21 protein-coding genes are annotated in these 22,432 nt (G+C 56.2%); 14 read left to right on the forward strand and 7 right to left on the reverse strand.

Going from position 1 to position 22,432, the window contains the following annotated elements:
* Window positions 1-68: 68 nt before the first annotated feature.
* The gene (uraH, locus tag R0I78_RS14450; protein WP_019935217.1) at window positions 69-476 is read right to left on the reverse strand and encodes a hydroxyisourate hydrolase; all 408 of its coding nucleotides are present in this window, start codon (window positions 474-476) and stop codon (window positions 69-71) included.
* 194 nt (window positions 477-670) lie between these two features.
* On the opposite strand from uraH, the gene R0I78_RS14455 reads away from it, so the two are divergent.
* Together R0I78_RS14455 and R0I78_RS14460 are read left to right on the forward strand one after the other, a co-directional pair.
* Window positions 671-1,342, forward strand: coding sequence for a heavy metal response regulator transcription factor (locus R0I78_RS14455; RefSeq protein ID WP_317075822.1), 672 nt, complete (start codon window positions 671-673; stop codon window positions 1,340-1,342).
* The gene (locus R0I78_RS14460) at window positions 1,339-2,742 is read left to right on the forward strand and encodes a heavy metal sensor histidine kinase (protein ID WP_317075823.1); all 1,404 of its coding nucleotides are present in this window, start codon (window positions 1,339-1,341) and stop codon (window positions 2,740-2,742) included. Before R0I78_RS14455 ends, R0I78_RS14460 begins: the two co-directional genes overlap by 4 nt.
* Here the strand turns inward: R0I78_RS14460 and R0I78_RS14465 are convergent.
* Window positions 2,693-4,243: a serine hydrolase gene (locus R0I78_RS14465; protein WP_317075824.1), complete on the reverse strand. Its 1,551-nt coding sequence runs from the start codon at window positions 4,241-4,243 to the stop codon at window positions 2,693-2,695. The genes R0I78_RS14460 and R0I78_RS14465 overlap by 50 nt on opposite strands.
* 159 nt (window positions 4,244-4,402) lie before the next feature.
* Here R0I78_RS14465 and R0I78_RS14470 point away from each other — a divergent pair, with 159 nt between their 5' ends.
* From R0I78_RS14470 to R0I78_RS14490, 5 genes are read left to right on the forward strand one after another with little or no spacing between them, the layout of a single operon-like run.
* On the forward strand, window positions 4,403-5,083 hold the full coding sequence (locus R0I78_RS14470; RefSeq protein WP_317075825.1) for an AzlC family ABC transporter permease: 681 nt from the start codon (window positions 4,403-4,405) through the stop codon (window positions 5,081-5,083).
* Window positions 5,076-5,405, forward strand: a complete 330-nt coding sequence (locus R0I78_RS14475; RefSeq protein WP_317075826.1) for a branched-chain amino acid transporter permease — start codon at window positions 5,076-5,078, stop codon at window positions 5,403-5,405. The genes R0I78_RS14470 and R0I78_RS14475 overlap by 8 nt, the downstream gene beginning before the upstream one ends.
* Window positions 5,406-5,459: 54 nt before the next feature.
* Window positions 5,460-6,332: a putative selenate ABC transporter substrate-binding protein gene (locus R0I78_RS14480; protein WP_019935223.1), complete on the forward strand. Its 873-nt coding sequence runs from the start codon at window positions 5,460-5,462 to the stop codon at window positions 6,330-6,332.
* Window positions 6,332-7,003 (forward strand): ATP-binding cassette domain-containing protein, encoded by a 672-nt coding sequence (locus R0I78_RS14485; RefSeq protein WP_019935224.1) that lies wholly within the window; start codon window positions 6,332-6,334, stop codon window positions 7,001-7,003. The genes R0I78_RS14480 and R0I78_RS14485 overlap by 1 nt, the downstream gene beginning before the upstream one ends.
* Window positions 7,000-8,469, forward strand: coding sequence for an ABC transporter permease (locus R0I78_RS14490; protein ID WP_317075827.1), 1,470 nt, complete (start codon window positions 7,000-7,002; stop codon window positions 8,467-8,469). Before R0I78_RS14485 ends, R0I78_RS14490 begins: the two co-directional genes overlap by 4 nt.
* On the opposite strand, the gene fabG is transcribed toward R0I78_RS14490, so the two are convergent.
* From fabG to R0I78_RS14505, 3 genes are all read right to left on the reverse strand, one after another.
* The gene (fabG, locus tag R0I78_RS14495; RefSeq protein WP_317075828.1) at window positions 8,466-9,218 is read right to left on the reverse strand and encodes a 3-oxoacyl-ACP reductase FabG; all 753 of its coding nucleotides are present in this window, start codon (window positions 9,216-9,218) and stop codon (window positions 8,466-8,468) included. The genes R0I78_RS14490 and fabG overlap by 4 nt on opposite strands.
* 208 nt (window positions 9,219-9,426) lie before the next feature.
* The gene (locus R0I78_RS14500; protein WP_019935227.1) at window positions 9,427-10,689 is read right to left on the reverse strand and encodes a urate hydroxylase PuuD; all 1,263 of its coding nucleotides are present in this window, start codon (window positions 10,687-10,689) and stop codon (window positions 9,427-9,429) included.
* Window positions 10,690-11,125: 436 nt separating this feature from the next.
* Window positions 11,126-11,686 carry a tRNA-uridine aminocarboxypropyltransferase gene (locus tag R0I78_RS14505; protein WP_317075829.1) on the reverse strand — a complete coding sequence of 187 codons (561 nt, stop codon included), beginning with the start codon at window positions 11,684-11,686 and terminating at the stop codon, window positions 11,126-11,128.
* Window positions 11,687-11,881: 195 nt separating this feature from the next.
* On the opposite strand from R0I78_RS14505, the gene prfC reads away from it, so the two are divergent.
* The 6 genes from prfC (at window position 11,882) to deoD (ending at window position 18,596) form a co-directional block, all read left to right on the forward strand.
* A complete protein-coding gene (gene prfC / locus R0I78_RS14510) occupies window positions 11,882-13,471 on the forward strand; it encodes a peptide chain release factor 3 (RefSeq protein WP_019935229.1) in 1,590 nt (529 codons plus the stop codon).
* Between the two features lie 176 nt (window positions 13,472-13,647).
* Entirely contained in the window at window positions 13,648-14,412 is a 765-nt protein-coding gene (locus R0I78_RS14515; RefSeq protein WP_317075830.1) for a TatD family hydrolase, read from the forward strand.
* A gap of 104 nt (window positions 14,413-14,516) precedes the next feature.
* Entirely contained in the window at window positions 14,517-15,800 is a 1,284-nt protein-coding gene (locus R0I78_RS14520; protein WP_019935231.1) for a NupC/NupG family nucleoside CNT transporter, read from the forward strand.
* A 24-nt stretch (window positions 15,801-15,824) separates the two neighbouring features.
* Window positions 15,825-16,598, forward strand: a complete 774-nt coding sequence (deoC, locus tag R0I78_RS14525; RefSeq protein ID WP_317075831.1) for a deoxyribose-phosphate aldolase — start codon at window positions 15,825-15,827, stop codon at window positions 16,596-16,598.
* 38 nt (window positions 16,599-16,636) lie between these two features.
* Complete coding sequence (locus tag R0I78_RS14530; RefSeq protein ID WP_317075832.1) at window positions 16,637-17,854, forward strand: phosphopentomutase; 1,218 nt, start codon at window positions 16,637-16,639, stop codon at window positions 17,852-17,854.
* A gap of 28 nt (window positions 17,855-17,882) precedes the next feature.
* On the forward strand, window positions 17,883-18,596 hold the full coding sequence (gene deoD, locus R0I78_RS14535; protein ID WP_019935234.1) for a purine-nucleoside phosphorylase: 714 nt from the start codon (window positions 17,883-17,885) through the stop codon (window positions 18,594-18,596).
* Here deoD and R0I78_RS14540 read toward each other — a convergent pair.
* The gene (locus R0I78_RS14540) at window positions 18,582-19,112 is read right to left on the reverse strand and encodes a hypothetical protein (RefSeq protein ID WP_317075833.1); all 531 of its coding nucleotides are present in this window, start codon (window positions 19,110-19,112) and stop codon (window positions 18,582-18,584) included. The two genes, deoD and R0I78_RS14540, sit on opposite strands and share 15 nt — an antisense overlap.
* 87 nt (window positions 19,113-19,199) lie before the next feature.
* Between R0I78_RS14540 and serB the strand changes: the two genes are divergently transcribed.
* A complete protein-coding gene (gene serB, locus R0I78_RS14545; protein ID WP_410506593.1) occupies window positions 19,200-20,177 on the forward strand; it encodes a phosphoserine phosphatase SerB in 978 nt (325 codons plus the stop codon).
* On the opposite strand, the gene R0I78_RS14550 is transcribed toward serB, so the two are convergent.
* Window positions 20,137-22,416 carry a PilZ domain-containing protein gene (locus R0I78_RS14550; RefSeq protein ID WP_317075835.1) on the reverse strand — a complete coding sequence of 760 codons (2,280 nt, stop codon included), beginning with the start codon at window positions 22,414-22,416 and terminating at the stop codon, window positions 20,137-20,139. The two genes, serB and R0I78_RS14550, sit on opposite strands and share 41 nt — an antisense overlap.
* Window positions 22,417-22,432: the final 16 nt, after the last annotated feature.

Genomic DNA, 22,432 nt, shown 5'->3' on the forward strand with positions numbered 1-22,432 from the left:
ACAGATAAAAAAGAGAGCCGAAGCTCTCTTTTTTATTCAGGACCTGGTGTTCACTACAGCTGCACAGATTAGTTACCGCGGTAGGTAGAAAAGCCGTAAGGGCTCAGCAGCAGCGGCACATGGTAATGCTCTACCTGGCCATCGGCACTGAAAATTACCGGGATTTCGGGGAAGAAGGTGGCTGTGTCGTGCTTTTCAAACCACTCACCGGTTTCAAACGTCACTTTATAGGTGCCTTTTTCAAGCTCCTTGCCTTCCGGGTACAGGGCGGTAATACGACCCTGTTCGTTGGTGATGGCACTGTTAAGCTGTACCCAGTTGTCTCCCTGCTTCTGCTCCAGTACTACCTTCACATCGGGGGAAGGCAGACCATTTTCCAGGTTGAGTACATGAACGCTCAGCGGGTTGCCGGCAGCGAAGGTCAGGGTGGATACACCGGCCATCATGGCGCCGGCCAGAACATGTTTAAAATTCATGGCGATTCTCCGTGGTTAAGATTGGGTATAGCGTCACTGCTTGTATGTTCGCCGTGTCTGGCGAGATGGGTTCATCATGCCTGAGCTCGTCTTGCAAACCGCTTACTGCTTCATTACAAAACTGTCATTCGGCCGGCAACACACGGTTCTAATGGTAGACTGGCTTTATTAAATGGCACTGAGCGAGGCTGCATATGCGCATTCTGGTAGTAGAAGACGAAGCCAAAATTTCCGATTACCTTAAAAAGGGGTTTACCGAGTCCGGTTATCAGGTCGAGATAGCCAAAGACGGGCTGGAGGGGCGCTATCTGCTGGAAGAAAGCGTCTTTGATCTGGTGATCCTGGACATTATGCTGCCGGGGCTGAATGGCTGGCAGTTGTTACAGTTTATTCGCAGCGAAAGCGATACGCCCGTTATTTGCCTGAGTGCCCGGGATGCGGTGGAAGATAAGGTTCGTGGCCTGGAGCAGGGGGCCGATGACTATCTGGCCAAGCCGTTTTCGTTCGCCGAGCTGCTGGCCCGGGCCCGCAAGTTGTTGCGCCGGGGCAAGCCGGCCGAGCCGGTGTTTTATCAGCTGGCGGATCTGCAGCTGGATCCGCTGGCACGCCGGGTCAGCCGCAGCGGGCAGCGCATTGATCTTACCAATAAGGAATTTACTTTGTTACAGCTGCTGCTGTCTCATCAGGGCGAGGTACTGTCGCGTACTTATATTGCGTCACAGGTATGGCATATGAATTTTGACAGTGACACCAATGTGGTAGACGTTGCCATTCGCCGGTTGCGGGCCAAAATTGACGACGGCTTTGAGCCCAGGGTCATTCATACTGTGCGTGGCATGGGCTATGTCTGTGAGCTGAGAGAATGAAACAGATCCTGTCTTCGTTAAGTTTCAGGCTGGCACTGATGTTTGCGCTGGTCAGTGCCGTGCTGCTGGGCAGTATTGGTTTTTATCTCTATTTTTCACTGGAGCGTGAACTGGCCTGGCGGGATGATCAGAGCCTGCTCGGGCGTCTGGAACACATGCAGGCGCTGTTGACAAGCAGTGACAGTATCAAGGATTTACGCGACCGGCCTACGCTTTATGCCAATATGCTGGGCAATGAAGACAGCCTGTTATGGGTGCTGGATCAGGATGGTGAAGTACTGATCTCGGTGAATCCGGCCGGACTATCGGTACCTGTTGGCCTTTCCGCCGGGCAAACCCGTCTGGGTTATAACGAGGAAGGTAATGCCCGCCTTGCGTGGCATTACCTTAAACAAGGTAACCTTAATCTGATGTTGGTGGCGGGCAAGCTGCTGGCGCCAAGAGAGCAGATGCTGGCCGCCTACCGCCTGCGTTTGTTACTGGCGCTGGCAGGAGGGGCGCTGATAGCATTTTTATTGGGTTGGCTGGTCAGCCGGCGTGGCTTGATGCCGGTACGACGGCTGGCTAAGCAGGCAGGAGCCATTGATGTTCGCGAGCTGCACCGGCGTCTGAATACACGGCAATTACCTGAAGAGCTGCGTGAACTTGGCCATAGTCTCAACCATATGCTTGCTCGCCTGGAAGAGGGGTTTGGCAGGCTGTCGCGTTTTTCGGAAGATCTGGCTCATGAGGTCCGCACTCCGCTCAGTAATCTGATGGGGCATACCGAACATGTTTTACGCCGAAACCGCAGTACGGAAGAGTATGAAAGTTTGCTGGCGTCTCACCTGGAAGAGTATCAACGGCTGAGCCGTATGATTAACAGTATGCTTTTTCTGGCTCGCACCGAGCAGCCTCAGGCAGTGATTCAAGCTGAAGCGGTCACCCTGTCTATGCTGGTTGAACAGTTGTGTGAATATTTTGAAGGCATGGCAGAAGAGGCTGATACCAGCCTGGTTAACCAGGCCCACGGTGAAGTGTGGGCTGATCAGGAGCTGCTGCGCCGGGCGCTGGCCAATTTGCTGGCCAATGCCTTGCGTTATGGTGAGCCGGGACAGCCTATAGTGATTGGCAGTGAACACACTAGCAACAGCACTGTGATCAGCGTACACAATCACGGGCCGGCCATTGCCGCTGAGCACCTGCCCCGGCTGTTCGACCGCTTTTATCGCTGTGATCCTTCCCGCACTCAGGGAGGGGATACGGGTGGCCTCGGGCTGGCCATTGTCGACTCCATCATGCAGCTGCATGGCGGTAACGTCAGCGTGCGCAGCGATAACAGGGGCACAGTGTTTATGTTGCATTTTCCCATCAACGTTGCCATCGAGCCAGGCCGTGCTGATCCAGATAAGCGATGGTAAAGCCGGTCGCCTTGCCATTTTCCACAGTGAAATGCACCGAGCTGCGCGAACCTGCAGGCGCATTTTCATTATTGGGTTCAATGGCAAAGGTGTTACCACTCCAGTGAGTAAGGGGCAGCGGCACTCTGGCCGGCCCCAATGTCAGCAATAGTGCCCCTTGTTGCTGAGTGATAACGGCGGGGCCAAAATATGTGCTTTTATATTCACCGGTATAAGATTCATTTGCCTGTGCCGGCGTGGGAGATGTCGGGGCTTGCTGGCCTGCCAGATCTCCCACCGGCTGATACAGGGTTTTCATGGGCTCACGGTAGGCAGCATACCAGTCACGTTGCGGGCTGCCATAGCGTACTGTATCGGTAAAATCGGCAATCAGGCTTTCAGGCACGCCCACAGGGCCGCCGTTGGTGAGCACGACCATACCTATGTCTGCGGCCGGCCAGAGCTGAAACGCCGTGCTGGCACCCAGCAAAAATGCTCCCGAGTGGCCCAGGCGCAGATCGCCGGCTTCATCAAACCCCACATTAAACCCATAACCATAAAAAGAGGGTGGTTTCAGCAGACTGGGCAGCGGTTTATGCAGAGTTTGCGGGCTCATGGCCGGCAGCAGGGCCGCTTGTGTCAGTAAAGCTGATTCCCCCTTGCCGGTGTTGAGCAGTAATTTCAGCCACAGTGCCAGATCAGCAACCGATGAGGACACACCACCGGCAGGGGACTGAGCATCCGGAGTTCGCTGATAGAGCGGCTGAAACTGCTCATTTTCAAATGCATGCAAGCTGGCCCGGTTATCATGCGCCAGATAATCCTGATAGCGCGCACTGGTGCGCGTCATGCCCAGCGGCTGAAACAGGCTGGCTTCAGCCAGTTGTTCCCAGCTGGTGTTTGCGGCTGCAGCAACGGCTTCTGCAGCAGTGGTAGTGCTGAAATTGGCATAAGCATGAGACAGGCGAAAAGCGGTCAGGGGCTGTTGCTGCAGCCTGGCTATAATCTGCGCTCTGGAAAAGCCGATATCTTCCAGCTCGTCGCCGGCGGCAGCGGGCAGGCCAGAGCGGTGCGCCATCAAGTCCCCTATGGTGGCCTGCCTGGTTACATAGGCTGAGGCCAGTGCAAAATCGGGTAAATAGTCTGACACCGGATCATGCCAGCCGAGCTTGCCCTGAGTGATCTGGGTCGCGGCAATGGTAGCACTGATGGGTTTGGACAAAGACGCCAGCTGAAACACGGTATGTTCGTCCACCGCCCCGGGTTCGCCTTTCTTTCTGATACCAAACCCTTTGGCGAACAGGGTTTTATTATTATGCACCACGGCCACGGCAATGCCCGGTACGCCACTGCGCTGCTGAGTGCTGGCAATGTAGCCGGGCAGTTTTTCCAGCGCGGCTAATACGGCATCCTCTGAAACGTTTTGTTGGGCCTGTGCCAACACCGGCGTTGTGCTGACACCCAGAGCCAGTACAGTAACCAGCATGCTGGCTCTGGCAGAAAACAGTGATATGACGCCCATAAAGAAAGTCCGTTAAAAATGAATGAGTTCAAGATTATGCACAGCCGGCCAGATACGCCAGTCAATCAGAGCATGGATATAGGCCGGGGCTGGCCTTGCTGATTGCCAATTCATTAATAAACCCTTATTTTACAAAGGATTAAATAAAGGAGCAGAATAATGACAAGCAAAGGCGGGCTAGTGTCGCTGACACTGCCGGTGATGATGGGATATTTGCCGCTGGGAGCCGTGTTTGGCGTGCTTTGGGTGGATGCCGGGCTGACCTGGTACTGGGCACCGCTGATGAGTGTGCTGGTGTATGCCGGTGCCATGCAGTATCTGGCGGTGGGCTTGCTGGCTGCCGGCATTGGCTGGGTTGATCTGGCAGTAGCAGCGCTGCTGGTCAATTTCCGTCACTTGTTCTATGGCCTGTCGCTTTATCATTTGCTGCCCAAAGGCGTGATTGGCCGGCAGTACTTTATTTTTGGCATTACCGACGAAACCTATTCTCTGCTCAGTGCCTCGGGCAGAGTAAAAGATCCTGAAACCGCACTTTGGGTGGTATTGCTCAATCAAAGCTACTGGGTGCTGGGTACCCTGATTGGCATGGTGCTGGCAAAGGGATTACCGCCGGGCCTGCAGGGGCTGGATTTTGCTCTGACAGCACTGTTTACCGTGCTGGCAGTAGAGCAGATCCGCGCCAGAAAAGACTGGGGAGCAGTAGCGCTGGGCGTGATGGCTGCGGCTGTCTCTGCCATTTGGATGAGTGAGTACTTCCTGCTGGCTGCCTCCCTTATGCTGGTGCTGGTATTGCTGGCCTGGCCCGAGCACAAGAAAAAGGAGAAGCCGGCGCATGTCTGATGTGGATTATCTGTGGGCCGCGCTGATCATGGGGGGCGTTACCTTTGCTCTGCGCGCATTTCCCTTTGTAGCCAGAGGCGTTATTGCTCATCATCATCGTATTCAGGTCCTGGGCCGGCGGCTTCCGGTGGCCATGATGGTATTACTGACCCTGTATGCGGTAGGAGTGCATCACTGGAGTTCTCCTGCCGATGGCCGGGATCAGTTAATTGCCGTTGTGGTCGTGGCGGTGCTGCAATTATGGCGGCGGCAGGCGCTGACCAGCATTCTGGCGGGTACTCTGGTCTATATGACACTGGTTAATGGCTGGATTGGACTCTGAACCGGGCTGTTTTCGGCTATAATGCCGGTCTTTCTTGTTTAAAAGGAACCGAACATGAGTATTTCTGTACCCGTACGTCTGATGGGGCTGGCTGCCCTGTGTCTGAGTGGTCTGAGTCAGGCTGAGACCTTTGTGTTTACTGCCATTCCGGATCAGGATGAGCGCCGTCTGACCGAGCGTTTTGGCAAAATTGCCGACTATCTTTCCGAGCAGCTGAACGTAGACGTGAAATATGTTCCGGTAAAAAGTTATCCGGCCGCGGTCAGCGCTTTTCGTAACGATCAGGTTCAGCTGGCCTGGTTTGGCGGCCTGACCGGCGTGCAGGCCCGGGAACTGGTGCCCGGCAGTGAAGCGATTGCACAAGGTGCGGAAGACACAGCTTTTGTCAGCTATCTGATTGCTCATGAAAGCACGGGCCTGGCTGCAAGTGAGCAGTTACCTGCTGAACTGGCCGGCAAGCGCTTTACCTTTGGCGACAAGGGCTCTACCTCCGGCCGCCTGATGCCCGAGTTCTTTTTGCGTGAGCACTTTGAGCAGGCTCCTGAAACCTTGTTCTCCCGGGTGGGCTTCTCCGGTGATCACAACCGCACCATCAGTCTGGTGCAGTCCGGTGCCTATGAAGTGGGTGCCGTGAACTACGCAGTATGGGATGCCGAGCTGGAAAAGGGCAATATTGATGAAAGTAAGGTTAAAGTGATCTGGACCAGCCCGGAGTATCCCGATTATCAGTGGAGTATTCGTGGTGATGTAAATGCCCGCTTTGGTGACGGCTTTAAAGAAAAAGTGAAGCAGGCACTGCTGGAGATGAAAGATCCCGAGCTGCTGGCTGCCTTTCCCCGCTCCGGTTTTGTGAATGCGACCAACGACGATTACGCGCCCATTCGTGATACTGCCGTGGCCATTGGCATTATGGATCCTGAACAATAATGAGCGAGCCTGCCAGCCTGTTTCAGTTCCATGATGCCAGCCTTGGCTATGCCGGGCAGCCGGTATTGGAAGCGCTGAATCTGAATGTAAGGCAGGGAGACAAAATCGCCCTGCTGGGTGAGTCGGGCACCGGTAAAAGCACGCTACTGCGCCGGCTGCGTGAACTGCGGCCGGATGAAGTTGCTTGGTGTCCGCAGCAGCCCGGCCTGGTGCCTGTGCTGAGTACCTTTCACAACATTTATATGGGGCGACTGGCAGGCAATCCGTTCTGGTATAACCTGGCCAATCTGGTGAAGCCATTGGCCGGGCCCAAAAAAGAAATTACCGGGCTGGCCAGCCGGCTGGGTCTTTCCGGTCAGCTATGGCAACCGGCAGGAGCGTTATCCGGTGGTCAGCAAAGCCGGGTCAGTCTGGGCCGGGCCCTGTATCAGCAAAAGCCGGTGTTCATTGGTGATGAGCCGGTGTCGGCGCTGGATGAGCGTCAGGCTGCCGACCTGCTCACATTGGTGTGCGAACGCCACCAGACGGTGGTACTGGCGCTGCACAACGTGGAGCAGGCTCTTACTCACTGCACTCGCATTGTGGGACTGCGCCGGGGAAGGCTGGTGCTGGATGCGCCCAGCCGTGATCTGACGCCTGCCCAATTACGGGCTTTATATACTTCCTCATGACAACTTCTGCTTCAATGGGGCGAACCAGCCTGTTGTTTGTGGCGCTGGCGCTGCTGTGTCTGCCCTGGGCGGATTTTTCCATTACTGCTGTCGATCCCTGGTTTGAGCTGAGCCGTCTTGGTGCCGGCTTATTGCTACCTGCCTGGCCAGATACAGAAGTACTGCTGGCCGCATTGGCCAATACGCTTTCCTTTGCTCTGCAGGGGGTGGCGCTGGGGGCTGTGTTGGGGCTGGGCCTCGCCTGCGGCTATCGATCGGCGGGGGTGCGCCGGCTGGCAGCAGGACTGCGGGCAGTGCACGAGCTGTTCTGGGCTTTGCTGTTTATGCAACTGCTGGGGCTGTCGGCGCTGGCGGGTGTACTGGCCATCGCACTGCCCTACGCGGGCACCTTTGCCAAGATTTACGGTGAGCTGTTTGAAGAAGCAGATCCGGCCCCCGAGCAGGCACTGGCGGCGGGCTTTGGCCGCTTGACCCGGCTTGTCTATCTGCAATTACCGCTGTGCTGGCGGCAGATGGCGACTTACACCGGATACCGGCTGGAGTGTGGTATTCGCAGCTCCGCGGTGCTGGGTTTCATTGGTCTGCCCACCCTGGGCTACCATCTTGAATCTTTGTTGCGGCAGGGATATTACGATGAAGCCGCCGCTTTTTTTTATGCGCTGGTGCTGATTATCGCTACCCTGCGCTGGTGGTTGCGAAGCCGGCTGGTGCCGCTTTATCTGCTGGCCGCCATTATCTGGCTGCCGCCGGTGGCCAGCCTGAACTGGTCGCTGATGGCCCGTTTTTTTACCGAAGACATTATTCCGGCTCCGCTGAGGGCAGGGGACTGGGCCGGGCTCTGGCCCTGGTGGGCGCAGTTATGGCAGCAGCAGGCAGGGCCCGGACTTGCCAACACCCTGGTGCTGGCACTGGTGTCACTGGTACTGACCGGTATACTGGCACTGGTATGGTTTCCGGCCATTTCCCGGCGTTTTGGCAATGCCGTCAGCCGGCACGCCAGTCATGGCTGGCTGGTGCTGATGCGCTCACTGCCAGAGTATTTACTGGCCTTTGTAGGCATGTTGCTGCTGGGGCCGGGCATGCTGCCGGCCATGCTGGCGCTGGGGCTGCATAACGGGGCCATCATCGCTCATCTGCTCGGGCATCATCTCAACACCCTGAGCCTGCGGGAAGATGCACCGGGCGGTCTCAATCTGTATTTTTTTGAGGTGCTGCCCCGGCTGTATCGTGCCTTTATGGCCTACAGTCTGTATCGTTTTGAGAACCTGATCCGCGAAACGGCAATTCTGGGCATGCTGGGTATTCCCACGCTGGGCTTTTTTATTGATTCGGCCTTCAGTGAATTTCGTTTTGACCGGGCCATGGCGCTGCTGCTGGTGTGCGCCGGACTGAACATACTGGTCGATGTGGCAGCCCGCCGGCTGCGGCAGCGGCTGCACCTGGGCAACCGCGCCGAGGTGCTTTAAAGCACCAGGCCCCCATCAATTTTCAGCACCTGCCCGGTAATGTAACGGGCGCGGGCACTGGCCAGAAACAACACGCCCTGGGCAATGTCTGCAGGCTCCCCCAGGTGGCCAAGGGGAATGCGGGCAGTCAGTTTATCCAGCACCTTTTGCGGCACCGCCTGGGTCATTTCGGTATTGATAAAGCCGGGGGCGATGCAGTTGGCTCTTATGTTTGCGCCGCCCCGGGCCAGTTCTTTTGCCCAGCCTTTGGTCATGGCAATAATACCGCCCTTACTGGCAGCGTAGTTGCTCTGGCCGATATTACCGTCGGTGCCCACGATGGAAGAAATGCTGATAATACTGCCGCTGTGATGCTGCTGCATCAGTGGCAGCATGGCCTGAGTCGTTAAAAATACTCCCTTCAGATTGACCTCCAGCACGCTGTTCCAGTCGGCTTCAGTCATGCTGCCGAGCAGAGCATCCCGGGTAATGCCCGCGTTGTTTACCAGCACATCTAGGCGGCGCTGCTCGCTGTAAATGCGTTCATTAAGTCGTGCCAGCGCAGTTTTGTCACATACATTCAGCGTAACAGCAGTAACATTGTCATACTCTCTCAGCCAGTTTTCTGCTGGTGTCATATCGATATCACAGGCGTAGACCCGGTTTGCGCCGGCCTGAGCCAGGGTTTCACTGATACAGCGGCCCAGCCCGCGGGCAGCGCCGGTGACCACACATACATTGCCTTGCATATCCTGAGTCATGCTGTTCATCACGGATTCCTTATTAAGGTGGTGCCATTTAAGGCTGAAGCAAAGCAATGATAGTATAATTTTTGCGTTGCAGTATATTTTTTGGCTTTATATAGAAAGGCTGTTTTATTTCTTGTTGTGCAGCGCAATGTTAAGCGTGACTGAAAAATAACAGGCACAAAAAAGCCCGCACAAGGCGGGCTTTATAACGACGGAGGTAGTGTAATGCTTACTGACCGTTCCAGGCGGCGACCAGAGCACGCTCTTCATCGGTCATGCCGGTGATGTTACCCAGCGGCATATATTTGTTAGCCACAACCTGCTTCACAGTACCGGCCTGCAGCAGCAGATGCTCTTCGGTATCCAGCATGACGCCGGCAGGAGCTGCAGCAAAACCGGGTTGGCTAGGATTAGCTGCATGGCATTGTACGCAGCGGCTTTCCATTACCTGCAGTACCTGAGCAGTAGTCACTGCGGCTGCGGCAGGGGCGGCTGCCTCTTCGCCGGCAGCGGCAGTTTCAGACTGAGTCGCAGCCGGAGCAACTGCAGCAGGAGCAGGGGTGGATTTGGGCGCGCCAATCCAGATAGCAACCAGCAGCAGTGCAACACCGGCAATCGGGTAACCCGGACGAATGTGACCGGCGTGCATCAGCACGAAGTACTGACGGATCAGAGCACCTGCAAAGATGAACAGGGTCATGATCACCCAGGACAGTTCATGGCTGTAGGTGAAGGAGTAATGGTTACTCAGCATCAGCAGCACAACAGGCAGGGTGAAGTAGGTGTTGTGCACGGAACGCTGTTTGCCACGCTTGCCGTCAATCGGGTTTGGCGTTTCACCGGCTTTCATGGCAGCCACCATGCGGCGCTGGCCAGGAATAATCCAGAAGAATACGTTGGCAGACATGGCGGTAGCCATCACCGCACCGGTCAGCAGGAAGGCAGCACGGCCGGAGAAGATATGAGTGCTCAGATAAGCCACCACCACCATCATGACAGCAACCGCCACGGACAGAATGCCGTCGCGCTCCATGTTGGGACTGATACGCTTACACAGCTCGTTATACACGATCCAGCCCAGCAGCAGGAATGCCAGCGCGGCAATGTTAGCCTGCCAGCCAGTCATGTTGGCGGCCCACTCCCAGGGAGAATTGCGGTTAACCAGGTAGAAGCTGGGCTTGGTCAGATACAGCAGGGTGAACAGACCAAAACCTGACAGCCAGGTGGTGTAAGACTTCCAGAACGACCAGTGCAGGTCTTCGGGCAGCTGCTCGGGGCTGGTTGCATATTTCTGGTTGTGGTAAAAACCACCGCCGTGCACGGCCCACATTTCACCGAACACGCCTTTTTTCTTGCATTCTTCAGACTTGGGCGGACGCAGGCCGTTGTCGAGCATTACGAAATAAATGGATTCCCCTACCCAGGCAATGGCGGCAATCACGTGCAGCCAGCGGAGCAGCAGGTTACCAAAATCCAGCAGATACGCTTCCATGATGGTCTTACCTTCTCTGTTTCATTTGTATTGTTTGAGACCCTAGCGCATCGAAACAGATGCCCTGCCACTGGCGGGAGCTGAGACCACATGCGCTGCCTTGTGATTATCAAACTGTATACAGTTCAAAAATTAAACTGTTGACAATTTGTGTGGTGATTTTTTTCAAAAACATGAACTTTGTCAACATTCATTAACAGTTATTTTTCTTGCATTTGCAACCATTTGGTTGGGTTTAGTGCGGGTTGATATGAAAAAGTAACAGCTAATCAATGGTTTAAAGTTTTACCCTGAGGGAGATCACCAATTTGACCCACGAGTGAACTTTAAACGGCCGACATCATAGCGCATCTGCTTGTCGCTGCAACTATGCCGGCACGTCAGATTGAGACCGGAATCAGGCCATTATGTTTACATATGAATTCTCGGGCGGTATTCAATCGGTCTGGTAGCTCCTGAACTGAGCGACTCTGCAGGTGAGTAAATGGTGCAGGTGAGCAGGTTCAAAATCCGGGGCAAGCGCATTGAGCACATGGGCTACGCTTTCCAGCGTAGACAAGTTTTGCCCGCCGGGCCCTTTGCGCATGAGATAACGGCCGGCAGGGGCCCGGCTGAAACTGAGCTGTGGCAGCGTATTCAGCCAGGGGTTAAGGTAACGCAGCAAGCGGGTTTTGCGCCAGGTGCCATCGAGCACGATCAGACCGCCAATATCGGTTCTGATGCCGGGCTGTGAATCCACATCGGCGGCATTTTCTCCCGGATACAGCAGCCACCAGCGCCCTTGTGCCGGTGCCGGGAGCGGCGGCATGCGCTCTGCGACTATCCGTTGCAGGCCGGGCAGGGCCAGCTGCAGTAATGGCACTGTGCTTTTGGCGTGTCTGGCTTCCTGCGGATGTTGCAACACTACCACCGGCAAGGGGCAGGCCTGAGCGTTCACCTCGGCACAAAGGCAGGTGCGTTCCGGCAGAGCACAGCGGGGGCAGACAAGGCGGGACATATACCATCCTGACTGAGAAAAGGCCGATCATAACGGTGCAGAACCAGGGAAGAAAGTGCGAGGCGGCATCAGATGCATTGTGAAGCGTCGCCGAATAGGCGAAAATACTCACAGTTCAAATAACCCCAGCGGATTTCATGTTTTAAGGCGCTTTCGCCGCCGGCTCCGGTCCGTGTCAACCCAGAAGATTACACCATGTCAAACAGCACCATAGCGCAGGAAATTGCCAAGCGCCGTACCTTTGCCATTATTTCTCACCCTGATGCCGGTAAAACCACTATCACCGAAAAAGTGCTGCTGCACGGTCAGGCCATTCAGAGTGCCGGCACCGTCAAGGGCCGGGGGTCTGGCCAGCATGCCAAATCTGACTGGATGGAAATGGAAAAGGAGCGGGGCATCTCTGTGACCACGTCGGTGATGCAGTTTCCCTATAACGGCTGCCTGGTCAATCTGCTTGACACGCCGGGGCACGAAGACTTTTCGGAAGACACCTACCGCACCCTGACGGCAGTAGATTCCTGTCTGATGGTGATCGATGCTGCCAAGGGGGTGGAAGACAGAACCCGCAAGTTGATGGAGGTGACCCGGTTGCGGGATACCCCCATCATTACATTCATGAACAAGCTTGACCGGGACATTCGTGATCCCATGGAGCTGCTCGACGAAGTAGAAACCGAGCTGAATATCATGTGCGCGCCGGTCACCTGGCCCATTGGCAGCGGCAAGCTGTTCAAAGGGGTGTATCACCTGCATCGGGATGAGACCATTTTATATCAGTCCGGTCAGGGACATACTATTCAGGATGTACGCATTATCAAGGGACTGTCCAACCCTGAACTGGACGAAGCCGTGGGCGACGGCCTGGCAGAACAGCTGCGGGAAGAGCTGGAGCTGGTGATGGGGGCTTCCAACGAGTTTGATCAGGAGCTGTTCCTGTCCGGTGAGCTGTGTCCGGTATTTTTTGGTACTGCGTTGGGCAACTTTGGTGTGGATCATATGCTGCAGGGCCTGACTCAATGGGCACCGGCCCCTCAGCCTCGCCAGACCCACGAGCGTGAAGTGACGGCTGACGACGACAAGTTCTCTGGTTTTGTGTTCAAAATACAGGCCAATATGGATCCTCGTCACCGGGACCGCATTGCCTTCATGCGCATTGTGTCAGGTAAATATACCCAGGGCATGAAAATGAAACACGTGCGCATTGGCAAGACAGTGAGCATTTCCGATGCAGTCACCTTTATGGCCGGTGATCGTGAACGGGCGGAAGAGGCGTATGCCGGCGATATTATCGGACTGCACAACCACGGCACTATTCAGATTGGTGATACCTTTACGCAGGGTGAAGACCTCAAGTTTTCCGGTATTCCCAACTTTGCCCCTGAGCTGTTCCGCCGTATTCGTCTGCGCGACCCGCTCAAGCAAAAACAGCTTCTCAAAGGACTGGTGCAGTTGTCGGAAGAAGGTGCTGTACAGGTATTCCGGCCACTGGATAACAACGATCTGATTGTGGGTGCCGTGGGTGTGCTGCAGTTTGATGTCGTGGTGGCCCGCCTGAAGGCAGAATATAATGTTGATGCTCTGTACGAGTCTGTCAACGTGTCCACCGCCCGCTGGGTGTATGGCAGTGATGCTAAAAAACTGGACGAATTTCAGCGTAAGGTATCTGCAAACCTGGCCTTGGACGGCGGCGACAACCTCACCTATATCGCCCCCACCATGGTGAATCTGAACCTGACTCAGGAACGTTATCCGGATATTCAGTTCAGCAAAACCCGGGAGCACTAAGGCGTATAAAGTCCTGCAGCCGCCTGACGGCTGCAGGACTTCATCAGGCGTCGCTTTAGCCGGCGCAACCCCTCCGGTCATTTTTTCCTTAAAGGTGTTACACACCTTCTGCCAACTAAAGTGGCAGCTACAATACAGCTACCTTGAAGAAGTCTGCAGATATCGTGTTTTAACGTATGAAACTCACCGACACTCACTGTCATTTCGACTTTGACGCCTTTGCCGATAACAGGGCCGGCCACTGGCAGCGGGCGCAGGCTGCGGGTGTGCACCGGCTGCTGATCCCGGGCGTGGAAGAAGCCCAGTGGCCCGGACTGCCCCGCTTGTGCCGGCAGTTGCCCGGCACCCGCTATGCGCTGGGCTTGCACCCCTGGTGGCTGAAAACGGCGTCTGATCAGTGGCAGCAGAAGCTGATAACAGCGCTAAATAGCGCCGGTAACGATTGTGTGGCCATTGGCGAAACCGGGCTGGATATGGCCTGCAAGGTGCCCATGGAGAAGCAGGAATACGCCTTTGTATTCCAGCTCCGGCTGGCCTGCGAGCGCGGCCTGCCGGTCGTCATGCACAGCCACAAAACCCACGACGTGCTGCTGAAGTGGCTGCGTCGTTACCCGCCGGTGGGCGGTGTGGTACACGGCTTTGCCGGCTCGCTGCAACAGGCACAAAACTTCTGGAAGCTGGGTATTCATATCGGCGTGGGTGGCACCATTACCTATGAGCGGGCGCAAAAGACCCGTAATACCATGGCTGCCATGCCAGCGGAGTCTCTGGTGCTGGAAACCGACGCTCCCGACATGCCGTTGTGCGGCTTTCAGGGCCAGCCCAATCATCCGGAAAGGCTGCCGCTGGTGCTGCAGGCACTGGCGGATATTCGCCAGCAACCGCTCCCGGAGCTGGCTCTGACATTGGAGCAAAATGCAGCGCGATTGCTGCAGTGGTAACGAGGCTTTGCTCATAAAACCATCATTTCATTGAAATAAAGCTCGAAAATAGCCAGCTTTTCTCTACCCTGTGAGAGTCGGTCCTCAGTTTAAGGAAGAAGGCGATGACCCTGATCATGAGTGTGGTGGGCATGGCGGTGCTGGTGCTGATTGCCCTGCTGTTTTCAACTAACCGCAGCGCAGTCCGGCTTCGTACCGTGGCCGGCGCCTTTGCCATTCAGGCGGGGCTGGGAGCGCTTGTTCTGTATGTGCCTGCCGGCCGGGAAATGCTGACGTCATTATCCGATGGGGTGGCCCAGATTATTGCCTATGCCAATGACGGCATGAGCTTTTTATTTGGCGGCCTGGTGGGGGACGCTGCCTTTGAAAGCGGCCTGGGCTTTATCTTTGCGGTACGGGTGCTGCCGGTCATTATCTTCTTTTCGTCACTGATTGCAGTACTTTATTACGTGGGCATCATGCAATGGATTATTCGGCTGCTGGGGGGCGCGCTGCAAAAGGCGCTGGGCACCTCGCGTACCGAATCGCTGTCGGCCACCGCCAATATCTTTGTGGGGCAGACCGAAGCCCCCCTGGTGGTTCGCCCCTATATTGCCCGCATGACCGAATCGGAGTTGTTCGCGGTCATGTGCGGTGGTCTGGCGTCGGTGGCCGGCTCCGTACTGGCGGGTTATGCCTCTTTGGGGGTGCCGCTGGAATACCTGATTGCTGCTTCCTTTATGGCCGCGCCCGGTGGTCTGCTGTTTGCCAAGTTGTTGCTGCCGGAAACCGAAAAACCGGTCGCACAGGAGCACAGTGCCGCCGACGCCGCCACTGCAGACGATGAGCGTCCTGCCAACGTGATTGATGCCGCCGCCTCGGGGGCCAGCGCCGGCATGAAGCTGGCGATGAACGTGGGGGCCATGCTGCTGGCCTTTATTGGCCTGATTGCTCTGATCAACGGCATGCTGGGCGGCATTGGCGGCTGGTTTGGCATGGAAAATCTCAGTCTGGAGTGGTTACTGGGCTGGCTGTTCTCGCCGCTGGCGTTTTTGCTGGGAGTGCCCTGGGAGGAAGCCCGGCTGGCGGGCTCCTTTATTGGCCAGAAACTGGTGCTGAACGAGTTTGTGGCTTATGTGAATTTTGCCCCGTATCTGTCGGACGATCTGCTGCTGGAAAGTACCGGACAGGCCATGAGCGAACATACGCGCGCCATTATTTCCTTTGCTCTTTGTGGCTTTGCCAACCTGGCCTCGGTCGCCATTCTGCTTGGCGGCCTGGGTGGTATGGCCCCCGGCCGGCGGCACGATATTGCCCGTCTGGGGCTGAAGGCAGTGCTGGCAGGTACCCTGTCCAACCTGATGTCTGCCACCCTGGCCGGTTTTTTTCTGGCACTGGGTGCGCTTTAACACATCGTTACAGGAGATAACCCCATGAGCAAGGCAGACTCCGCCATCCGCATCCTGAGCCTGATGGATCTGACCAGTCTTAATGACGACGATACCGATGCGAATATCATTGCACTGTGTCACAGTGCGGTAACCACTGCCGGCAGCCCGGCGGCATTGTGTGTGTATGCGCGGTTTGTGCCTTTGGCCAAAACTACACTGCAAGAGCTGGGAGTGGCGAATCATATCAGCGTGGCCACCGTGACCAATTTTCCTGCGGGTGATAGTGATATTGCCGCTGCTGTGCAGCAAACCCGGACAGCCATCGCAAACGGGGTTGATGAGGTGGATCTGGTGTTTCCCTGGCGGGCGCTGATGGCCGGAGACGAGCACATTGGCCTGGCCATGGTCAAAGCCTGCAAGGCCGTCTGTGGTGAACGGCTGCTCAAGGTGATTATTGAAAGCGGAGCGCTGGCCGAGCCGGTCTTAATACAGCGGGCCAGTGAGCTGGCCATTGAGGGTGGAGCCGACTTTATTAAAACTTCTACCGGCAAGGTGGTGGTGAATGCCACTCCTGAAGCGGCAGAAGTGATGCTTAACGTGATTCGCGACAAGGGTGGTCATATCGGCTTCAAGGCTGCTGGCGGAGTGCGCACGCTGGAGCAGGCAGAGGCTTATCTGGCGCTGGCCGCACGGATAATGGGACCGGGCTGGGCCACGCCGGCGCGGTTTCGTTTTGGTGCTTCCGGCCTGTTGCGTGACCTGCTTAAGGTGTTGCAGCTACCTGAGCAGCACGCCAATAAAACGGCCGGATATTGATCTGATTGATGCCGCTGGTAAAGGCGGAAGGAGACCCGATGAAACGCGCTATTGTGCTGGTACTGGACTCTTTTGGTATTGGTGCCGCTCCCGATGCCGCCAAGTTTGGCGACGCCGGTGCCGATACCCTGGGGCATATTGCTGCCGCCTGTGCCGAAGGCCGGGCCAATGATGGCCGCAGCGGCCCGCTTCACTTGCCCAATCTGGCCCGGCTGGGGCTGTTTCATGCCCATGCCGGCAGCACGGGAGCAGTGGCTAAAGGGGTGCAGCTGCCCGCCGAAGTGACCGGCAGTTACGGCTATGCCGCCGAGCTGTCGTCGGGCAAGGACACGCCATCGGGCCACTGGGAAATTGCCGGTGTGCCCGTGCTGTTTGACTGGGGCTACTTTACCGACACCGACAACAGCTTTCCCGCATCCTTGGTAAATGATCTGGTCAGTCAGGCTGGTTTACCGGGCATTCTCGGCAATTGCCATGCCTCGGGCACCACCATTCTGGAACAGCTGGGCGAGGAGCATGTGCGCACCGGCAAACCCATCTGCTACACCTCGGCCGATTCGGTATTTCAGATTGCCTGCCACGAGCAGTACTTTGGCCTGGAACGGCTCTATGCCCTGTGCGAGATTGCCCGGAAATTACTGATGCCGTACAACATCGGCCGGGTTATTGCCCGGCCCTTTGTGGGCGAGAGTGCCGTCGATTTTGTGCGCACCGGTAACCGCCGGGATTACAGTATTGAGCCGCCGGCTTCCACAGTGCTGCAGAAGTTGACCGACGAGCTCAACGGCGAGGTGGTGTCCATCGGCAAAATCGCCGACATTTACGCGCACTGCGGCATCACCCGCAAGATCAAGGCCAGCGGCCATGATGCCTTGTTTGACGCCACTCTGAGTGAGCTGAGCCGGGCCGGCCACAATACCCTGATAATGACCAACTTTGTGGAGTTTGACTCAAGCTTCGGCCACAGACGAAACGTGGCGGGATATGCGGCTGCGCTGGAAGCCTTTGATCGTCGTCTGCCCGAGCTTCTCGGCCAGCTTGCGCCTGATGATCTGCTGATCCTGACCGCGGATCACGGCTGTGATCCCACCTGGCCCGGCACCGAGCATACACGGGAATATATTCCCGTGCTGGCCACCGGTGCCGGTCTTGAGCCGGGTTCGCTGGGCCAGCGGGATACCTTTGCCGATATCGGGCAGACACTGGCAAATTACTTTGGAACCAGCCCCATGAATTACGGGCGTTCCTTTCTCTGAACTTTTTATTCGTTAATGGGAAGAGACAATGGCGACTCCTCATATCAAGGCTGAGCGTGGCGATTTTGCCGATACTGTGCTGATGCCCGGCGATCCGCTGCGGGCCAAATACATTGCCGATACCTTTCTTGCCAATGTGCGCCAGGTGAATGGAGTGCGCAATATGCTGGGCTTTACCGGCAGCTACAAGGGCAGAAGCGTATCCGTGATGGGTCATGGCATGGGCATTCCTTCCGTGTCCATTTATGCCAAGGAACTAATCACCGAGTTTGATGTAAAAAAACTGATTCGAGTAGGTTCCTGCGGTGCAGTACGGGACGACATCAGGCTGATGGACCTGGTGATTGGCCTGGGAGCCAGCACCGAATCAAAAGTGAACCGCACTCGCTTTATGGATCATGATCTGGCGGCCATAGCCGACTTTGCGCTGACTCAGAATGCAGTGATGGCGGCTAATAACCTTAGGGTGCCGGTCAAGGTGGGTAACCTGTTTTCGGCAGATCTTTTCTATACCCCGCAGAGCGAGCTATTTGAGCTGCTCAGGCGTTACGGCATAGTGGGTGTCGAAATGGAAGCGGCGGGTCTTTATGGTGTGGCGGCGGAATACGGTGCTCAGGCGCTGACCATCTGTACCGTGTCGGATCATATTCTGCGGGGCGAACAACTCAGCGCTGACCAACGCCAGACCGGTTTTGATCAAATGATGGAAGTTGCGCTGGAGTCGGTGTTACTGGAAGTCTGATGGCCGGCGCAGGCGGAGCAGGGTAAAGACCAGCAGAGCGCCCAGCGCGCTGGTCAGGGGCAGCAGCCAGCTCAGGTGCTGATATATACGCCGCCAGATGGATACCTGCTCATCATTCAGTGCAGCACTGGCCATATTGAGTTGCAGAAAGCCGGCAATGCGCTCCTGCTGGTAAATAGCACGCACATAAACCCGGCTGTTGTTGCTTTTATTGGGGGTGACGGCGGCCAGCAGACGTCCGCCACCGTCGTACAGACGTGCCCCCAGCACAAAAGGCGACTGGCTGAGCTCGGTGACCAGCTGCTGCTGGGCATCGCTGTCTTCGGCGGTCAGTGCCCGCAGTGCCTGAAATTCGGCAAAGTCGGCCAGGGCCGACGCCGAGTTTTGATACGGCAGCCGCTGCCAGCGCTGGCCCAGCTGGTTCAGTGCCAGCCACTGCTGTAGTGCCAGCAGTAGCAGCAGCAAGGCTGCCAGCGGCCCGAGCCAGCGTTTGTAATCTGATGGAAGCTTTCTCATGACCGCCAATATTGTCTCTTGCCTGCTTAAAAAGCAATACGCTACCCTGAGCGCCGGTTTGTCGTCATGAAAGGAAGAAAAGTGGCACTGTTTCTAAATGAGTTGCACGAGCGTGTGGTGCAATGGCAGGGCGTGCTGGCCCAGCAAACATATCTTTGGCAGCAGGGTAAATGGATAGCAGGGCAGTTGCCGGCTACCGGTGGCTGGCTGGTTTTGCTGGCGGAACAGCTGAACAAGCAGGCATTTGTCAGCAGCCTGCAGGTGCTGGATGAAGCCGGTGTAAACGCTGAGCTGTGCAAGGTAGAGACGGTGGCAACTCGTGAGCTCGCCGTGCTGCGGTTGTCGTCCTGGTCTCCTGCGCTCAAGGCCGCGCTGCAGCAGCAGGCAACCGACTGGGATGTAGCCTGTGTACCTGAGCTGCCGTCAAGTAACCAGCCCGGTCTGGTGCTGATGGATATGGACTCCACCGCCATTCAGATTGAATGCATAGATGAAATTGCCGCGCTGGCAGGTGTGGGTGAAGAAGTAGCCGCCGTGACCCGAGCTGCGATGGAAGGGGCACTGCCGTTTTCTGAAAGCCTGCGCCGGCGGGTGGCAGCACTGGCCGGTGCCGATGCCAGTATTATTGATGCTGTCATTGACCGCATGCCGCTGATGCCGGGACTGACCGAGCTGGTGACCGGTCTTAAGGCTATGGGCTGGAAAGTGGCGATTGCTTCTGGTGGCTTTGTGCCCTTTGCCCGCCATCTGCAGCACCTGCTGGGGCTGGATGCCGTGTTTGCCAATACCCTGGAAATTGTCGACGGCAAGCTGACCGGCAGAGTGCTGGGCGACATAGTGGATGCCGAGGCCAAGGCTCGTATTCTGGAAACGCTGGCTCAGCAGCACGGCATGGCGCTCAGCCAGACAGTGGCCATTGGCGATGGTGCCAATGATCTGCACATGCTGGCTAAAGCCGGTCTGGGCGTGGCCCTGCATGCCAAGCCGCTGGTACAGGAGCAGGCACCTGTATGCCTGAACCAGCTCAGTCTTGAGGGGGTGTTGGGGCTGCTGCGGGCCCGTTAAGCTGTACTCTTGCCCGTGCCAGATCGGTAATGTTGAAGATCTGGCACTGTAACGCCAGCTCCGCCAGATTTTGTTCCAGCAGTTGGGTTTTATAGAGTGATACCTCAGCCAGCTGATTCCATTCCGGTACATTTAACGTCAGCTGACGTAATTGCAACCGGTTCACTGCAGCAAGACACACAGTGACTCTGTCCTGGCCTGCCATCAGTTGCTGCTGCTGCTCTGCGGCCGGGTTAACCTGCAAGAGTGAAGTCTGATCTGCTTTTTCTGTTATCCATAACTCGGTTACCAGATGGCTTTTGCCATCTGGCCGTTGCAATGCACTTGCCATGGATTGCAGCAGCTGACGAGTAATCAGCAATCCCAGCTGCGCCAGCCTTTTATCGTCGGTGAGCATGGTCATCAGCCGCTGCCGCACCGGACTTGCCAGGCTGCCCTGTACGTAAAACCCACCATCGTTGCGGCCAAGTAAAAAGGCCGGTCCGGACAGCTGCTGCAATGCCTGCCGGATCAGCCATCTCATCCAGGCGGGTTGCTGGCTTCCTTCGGCTCTTGCCCGCAGCTTGTCCTGGTTCTGGTTCAGCAGTGCACTGAAAAAACGGCTGCCACCGTGGCCTTTAGCCCCTTGAATAGCATGCAGATGCATCACCTTACCGCCCTGGCTGATATTGACTACCCGGTAGGGTAACTTTTTCAGGTTCCAGTCCGGGCTGAGTTTGTTCAGCTCCGGCAGGCTGATGTGAACAGTGGCCGGCAAGGTCAGCTCAACCGGCTGCGGCAGCATCAGTTTCATGCCTGCGACGGAAATATCTTCACTAGCACCGTGTAATGGCTTGTCGTCCAGCAGTAATTCTACCGGCGTTTCAAAACGAAACCGGGTTTCCTTGCGGGCTGGTGACTGACGCAATAACACGGGGGTTATTTGTTTTGCCGGTGATGTCAGCAGCCAGGGCAGCAGCAAACGGCCATTTGCCGGAAGCAGTGTCCGGGGCTCCGGTGCCGGCAAGGGTGTTAACCATAATTGCCATTTGAGTGGTGAAAGCCGCTCCTTGCCCAGCAGATCCAGGTTTTCGGTGATCTGATCAGTAAACAGTACGGGCCGAATGCTCAGATGATAAAGCTGCAGGGTACCTGCACGTTGGCCTTTGCAGATAAACTGTTGTAGCAACTGCTTTTGCAACAACTGACTTTGCTCGGCAGCAAAATAATAGCTGTCCTTTTTACCCTTCAGTTTAAAACCATACAGGAACACAGGCTCATGCTGGCGCGCTGCCATGGCAAGAATTCGTTCGGGAGGCAGCAAGACCGGCAACAAATCACCTGCCTGCTCGTGACGCCAGTATTCCAGCAGCTTTTTACCGAAGCGGTTGCACAGTATTTCCTGTAATTCGCCCTGCTCATCAAAAAATAATGACTGCCCCAGCCCGGACTCCAGCAGCGTCTGCCCCCAGCACTGTGCCAGCGCTGTACTATACAGATCTTCGGCATTCTGTCCGTAACGTGCCCGGTTTTGTTCGATAAACAATGACAGCGCCTCTTGCCAGGCGGAGTCCGGCTCTATGCGCTGCAGCGCAGCCCGTTCCTGGCGCTGCGTTTTTTCCTGTTCTTTGGCTGAGACAGGCAGCTGTGTCAGCTGAAAGCACTTTGGCTCAGCCAGACAGGCAAATTCCGGCAGCTCGGCAAGCGCAGGAAAAGATACGGATACTTTTTGGGGCAGGATCAATCCGGGGGGCACCGTCAGCATGATGCCACTGACTGAAATATCCAGGGTATTGACCTGAATATGGCCATCTTCAAGATGCAGCTCAGCCGGAGTAACAAACTGCACCCTTGGCTCTTTGCGCCGGGTGCCGAAACCGGGCTGATGCCAGGGAGTAGCATTAAACAACGCCGGTTGTTTGCGCATGGCAGCCAGATCAGCCAACAAGGTTTCGTAGAGGCCCCGGGTATAATCACCGTTATATTGCCCCAGCAGCTGCATAAAACGCTGCTCCAGTTTGGGGGGAAGCATATGGTTAAGGCCACGATGAAATACCTGGCGGCATTGTTCCGGAAACAGCTGCTGTAAATCCAGCACACGCAGACAGGGCGCTTTCAGCCGGTTGATTTCAGCGGCCAGCTGGTAGCGGGTTTGAGCATCAGCATCGGGTAATAAGCCTGCCAGCAGGGTCTCTGTGTCCTGCTGATAACTTAGCGGGATAAGACGGTTTAGCAAGGCTTTATAAGGGCTGAAGTCCATATCAGTACAGGCTTGA

Source organism: Oceanimonas sp. CAM02 (assembly GCF_032842915.1).
Classification (GTDB): domain Bacteria; phylum Pseudomonadota; class Gammaproteobacteria; order Enterobacterales; family Aeromonadaceae; genus Oceanimonas; species Oceanimonas smirnovii.

Coding starts and splice junctions, on each gene's coding strand:
- uraH (WP_019935217.1), bottom strand. CDS start 476: ATGAATTTTAAACATGTTCTGGCCGGCGCCATGATGGCCGGTGTATCC.
- R0I78_RS14455 (WP_317075822.1), top strand. CDS start 671: ATGCGCATTCTGGTAGTAGAAGACGAAGCCAAAATTTCCGATTACCTT.
- R0I78_RS14460 (WP_317075823.1), top strand. CDS start 1,339: ATGAAACAGATCCTGTCTTCGTTAAGTTTCAGGCTGGCACTGATGTTT.
- R0I78_RS14465 (WP_317075824.1), bottom strand. CDS start 4,243: ATGGGCGTCATATCACTGTTTTCTGCCAGAGCCAGCATGCTGGTTACT.
- R0I78_RS14470 (WP_317075825.1), top strand. CDS start 4,403: ATGACAAGCAAAGGCGGGCTAGTGTCGCTGACACTGCCGGTGATGATG.
- R0I78_RS14475 (WP_317075826.1), top strand. CDS start 5,076: ATGTCTGATGTGGATTATCTGTGGGCCGCGCTGATCATGGGGGGCGTT.
- R0I78_RS14480 (WP_019935223.1), top strand. CDS start 5,460: ATGAGTATTTCTGTACCCGTACGTCTGATGGGGCTGGCTGCCCTGTGT.
- R0I78_RS14485 (WP_019935224.1), top strand. CDS start 6,332: ATGAGCGAGCCTGCCAGCCTGTTTCAGTTCCATGATGCCAGCCTTGGC.
- R0I78_RS14490 (WP_317075827.1), top strand. CDS start 7,000: ATGACAACTTCTGCTTCAATGGGGCGAACCAGCCTGTTGTTTGTGGCG.
- fabG (WP_317075828.1), bottom strand. CDS start 9,218: ATGAACAGCATGACTCAGGATATGCAAGGCAATGTATGTGTGGTCACC.
- R0I78_RS14500 (WP_019935227.1), bottom strand. CDS start 10,689: ATGGAAGCGTATCTGCTGGATTTTGGTAACCTGCTGCTCCGCTGGCTG.
- R0I78_RS14505 (WP_317075829.1), bottom strand. CDS start 11,686: ATGTCCCGCCTTGTCTGCCCCCGCTGTGCTCTGCCGGAACGCACCTGC.
- prfC (WP_019935229.1), top strand. CDS start 11,882: ATGTCAAACAGCACCATAGCGCAGGAAATTGCCAAGCGCCGTACCTTT.
- R0I78_RS14515 (WP_317075830.1), top strand. CDS start 13,648: ATGAAACTCACCGACACTCACTGTCATTTCGACTTTGACGCCTTTGCC.
- R0I78_RS14520 (WP_019935231.1), top strand. CDS start 14,517: ATGACCCTGATCATGAGTGTGGTGGGCATGGCGGTGCTGGTGCTGATT.
- deoC (WP_317075831.1), top strand. CDS start 15,825: ATGAGCAAGGCAGACTCCGCCATCCGCATCCTGAGCCTGATGGATCTG.
- R0I78_RS14530 (WP_317075832.1), top strand. CDS start 16,637: ATGAAACGCGCTATTGTGCTGGTACTGGACTCTTTTGGTATTGGTGCC.
- deoD (WP_019935234.1), top strand. CDS start 17,883: ATGGCGACTCCTCATATCAAGGCTGAGCGTGGCGATTTTGCCGATACT.
- R0I78_RS14540 (WP_317075833.1), bottom strand. CDS start 19,112: ATGAGAAAGCTTCCATCAGATTACAAACGCTGGCTCGGGCCGCTGGCA.
- R0I78_RS14550 (WP_317075835.1), bottom strand. CDS start 22,416: ATGGACTTCAGCCCTTATAAAGCCTTGCTAAACCGTCTTATCCCGCTA.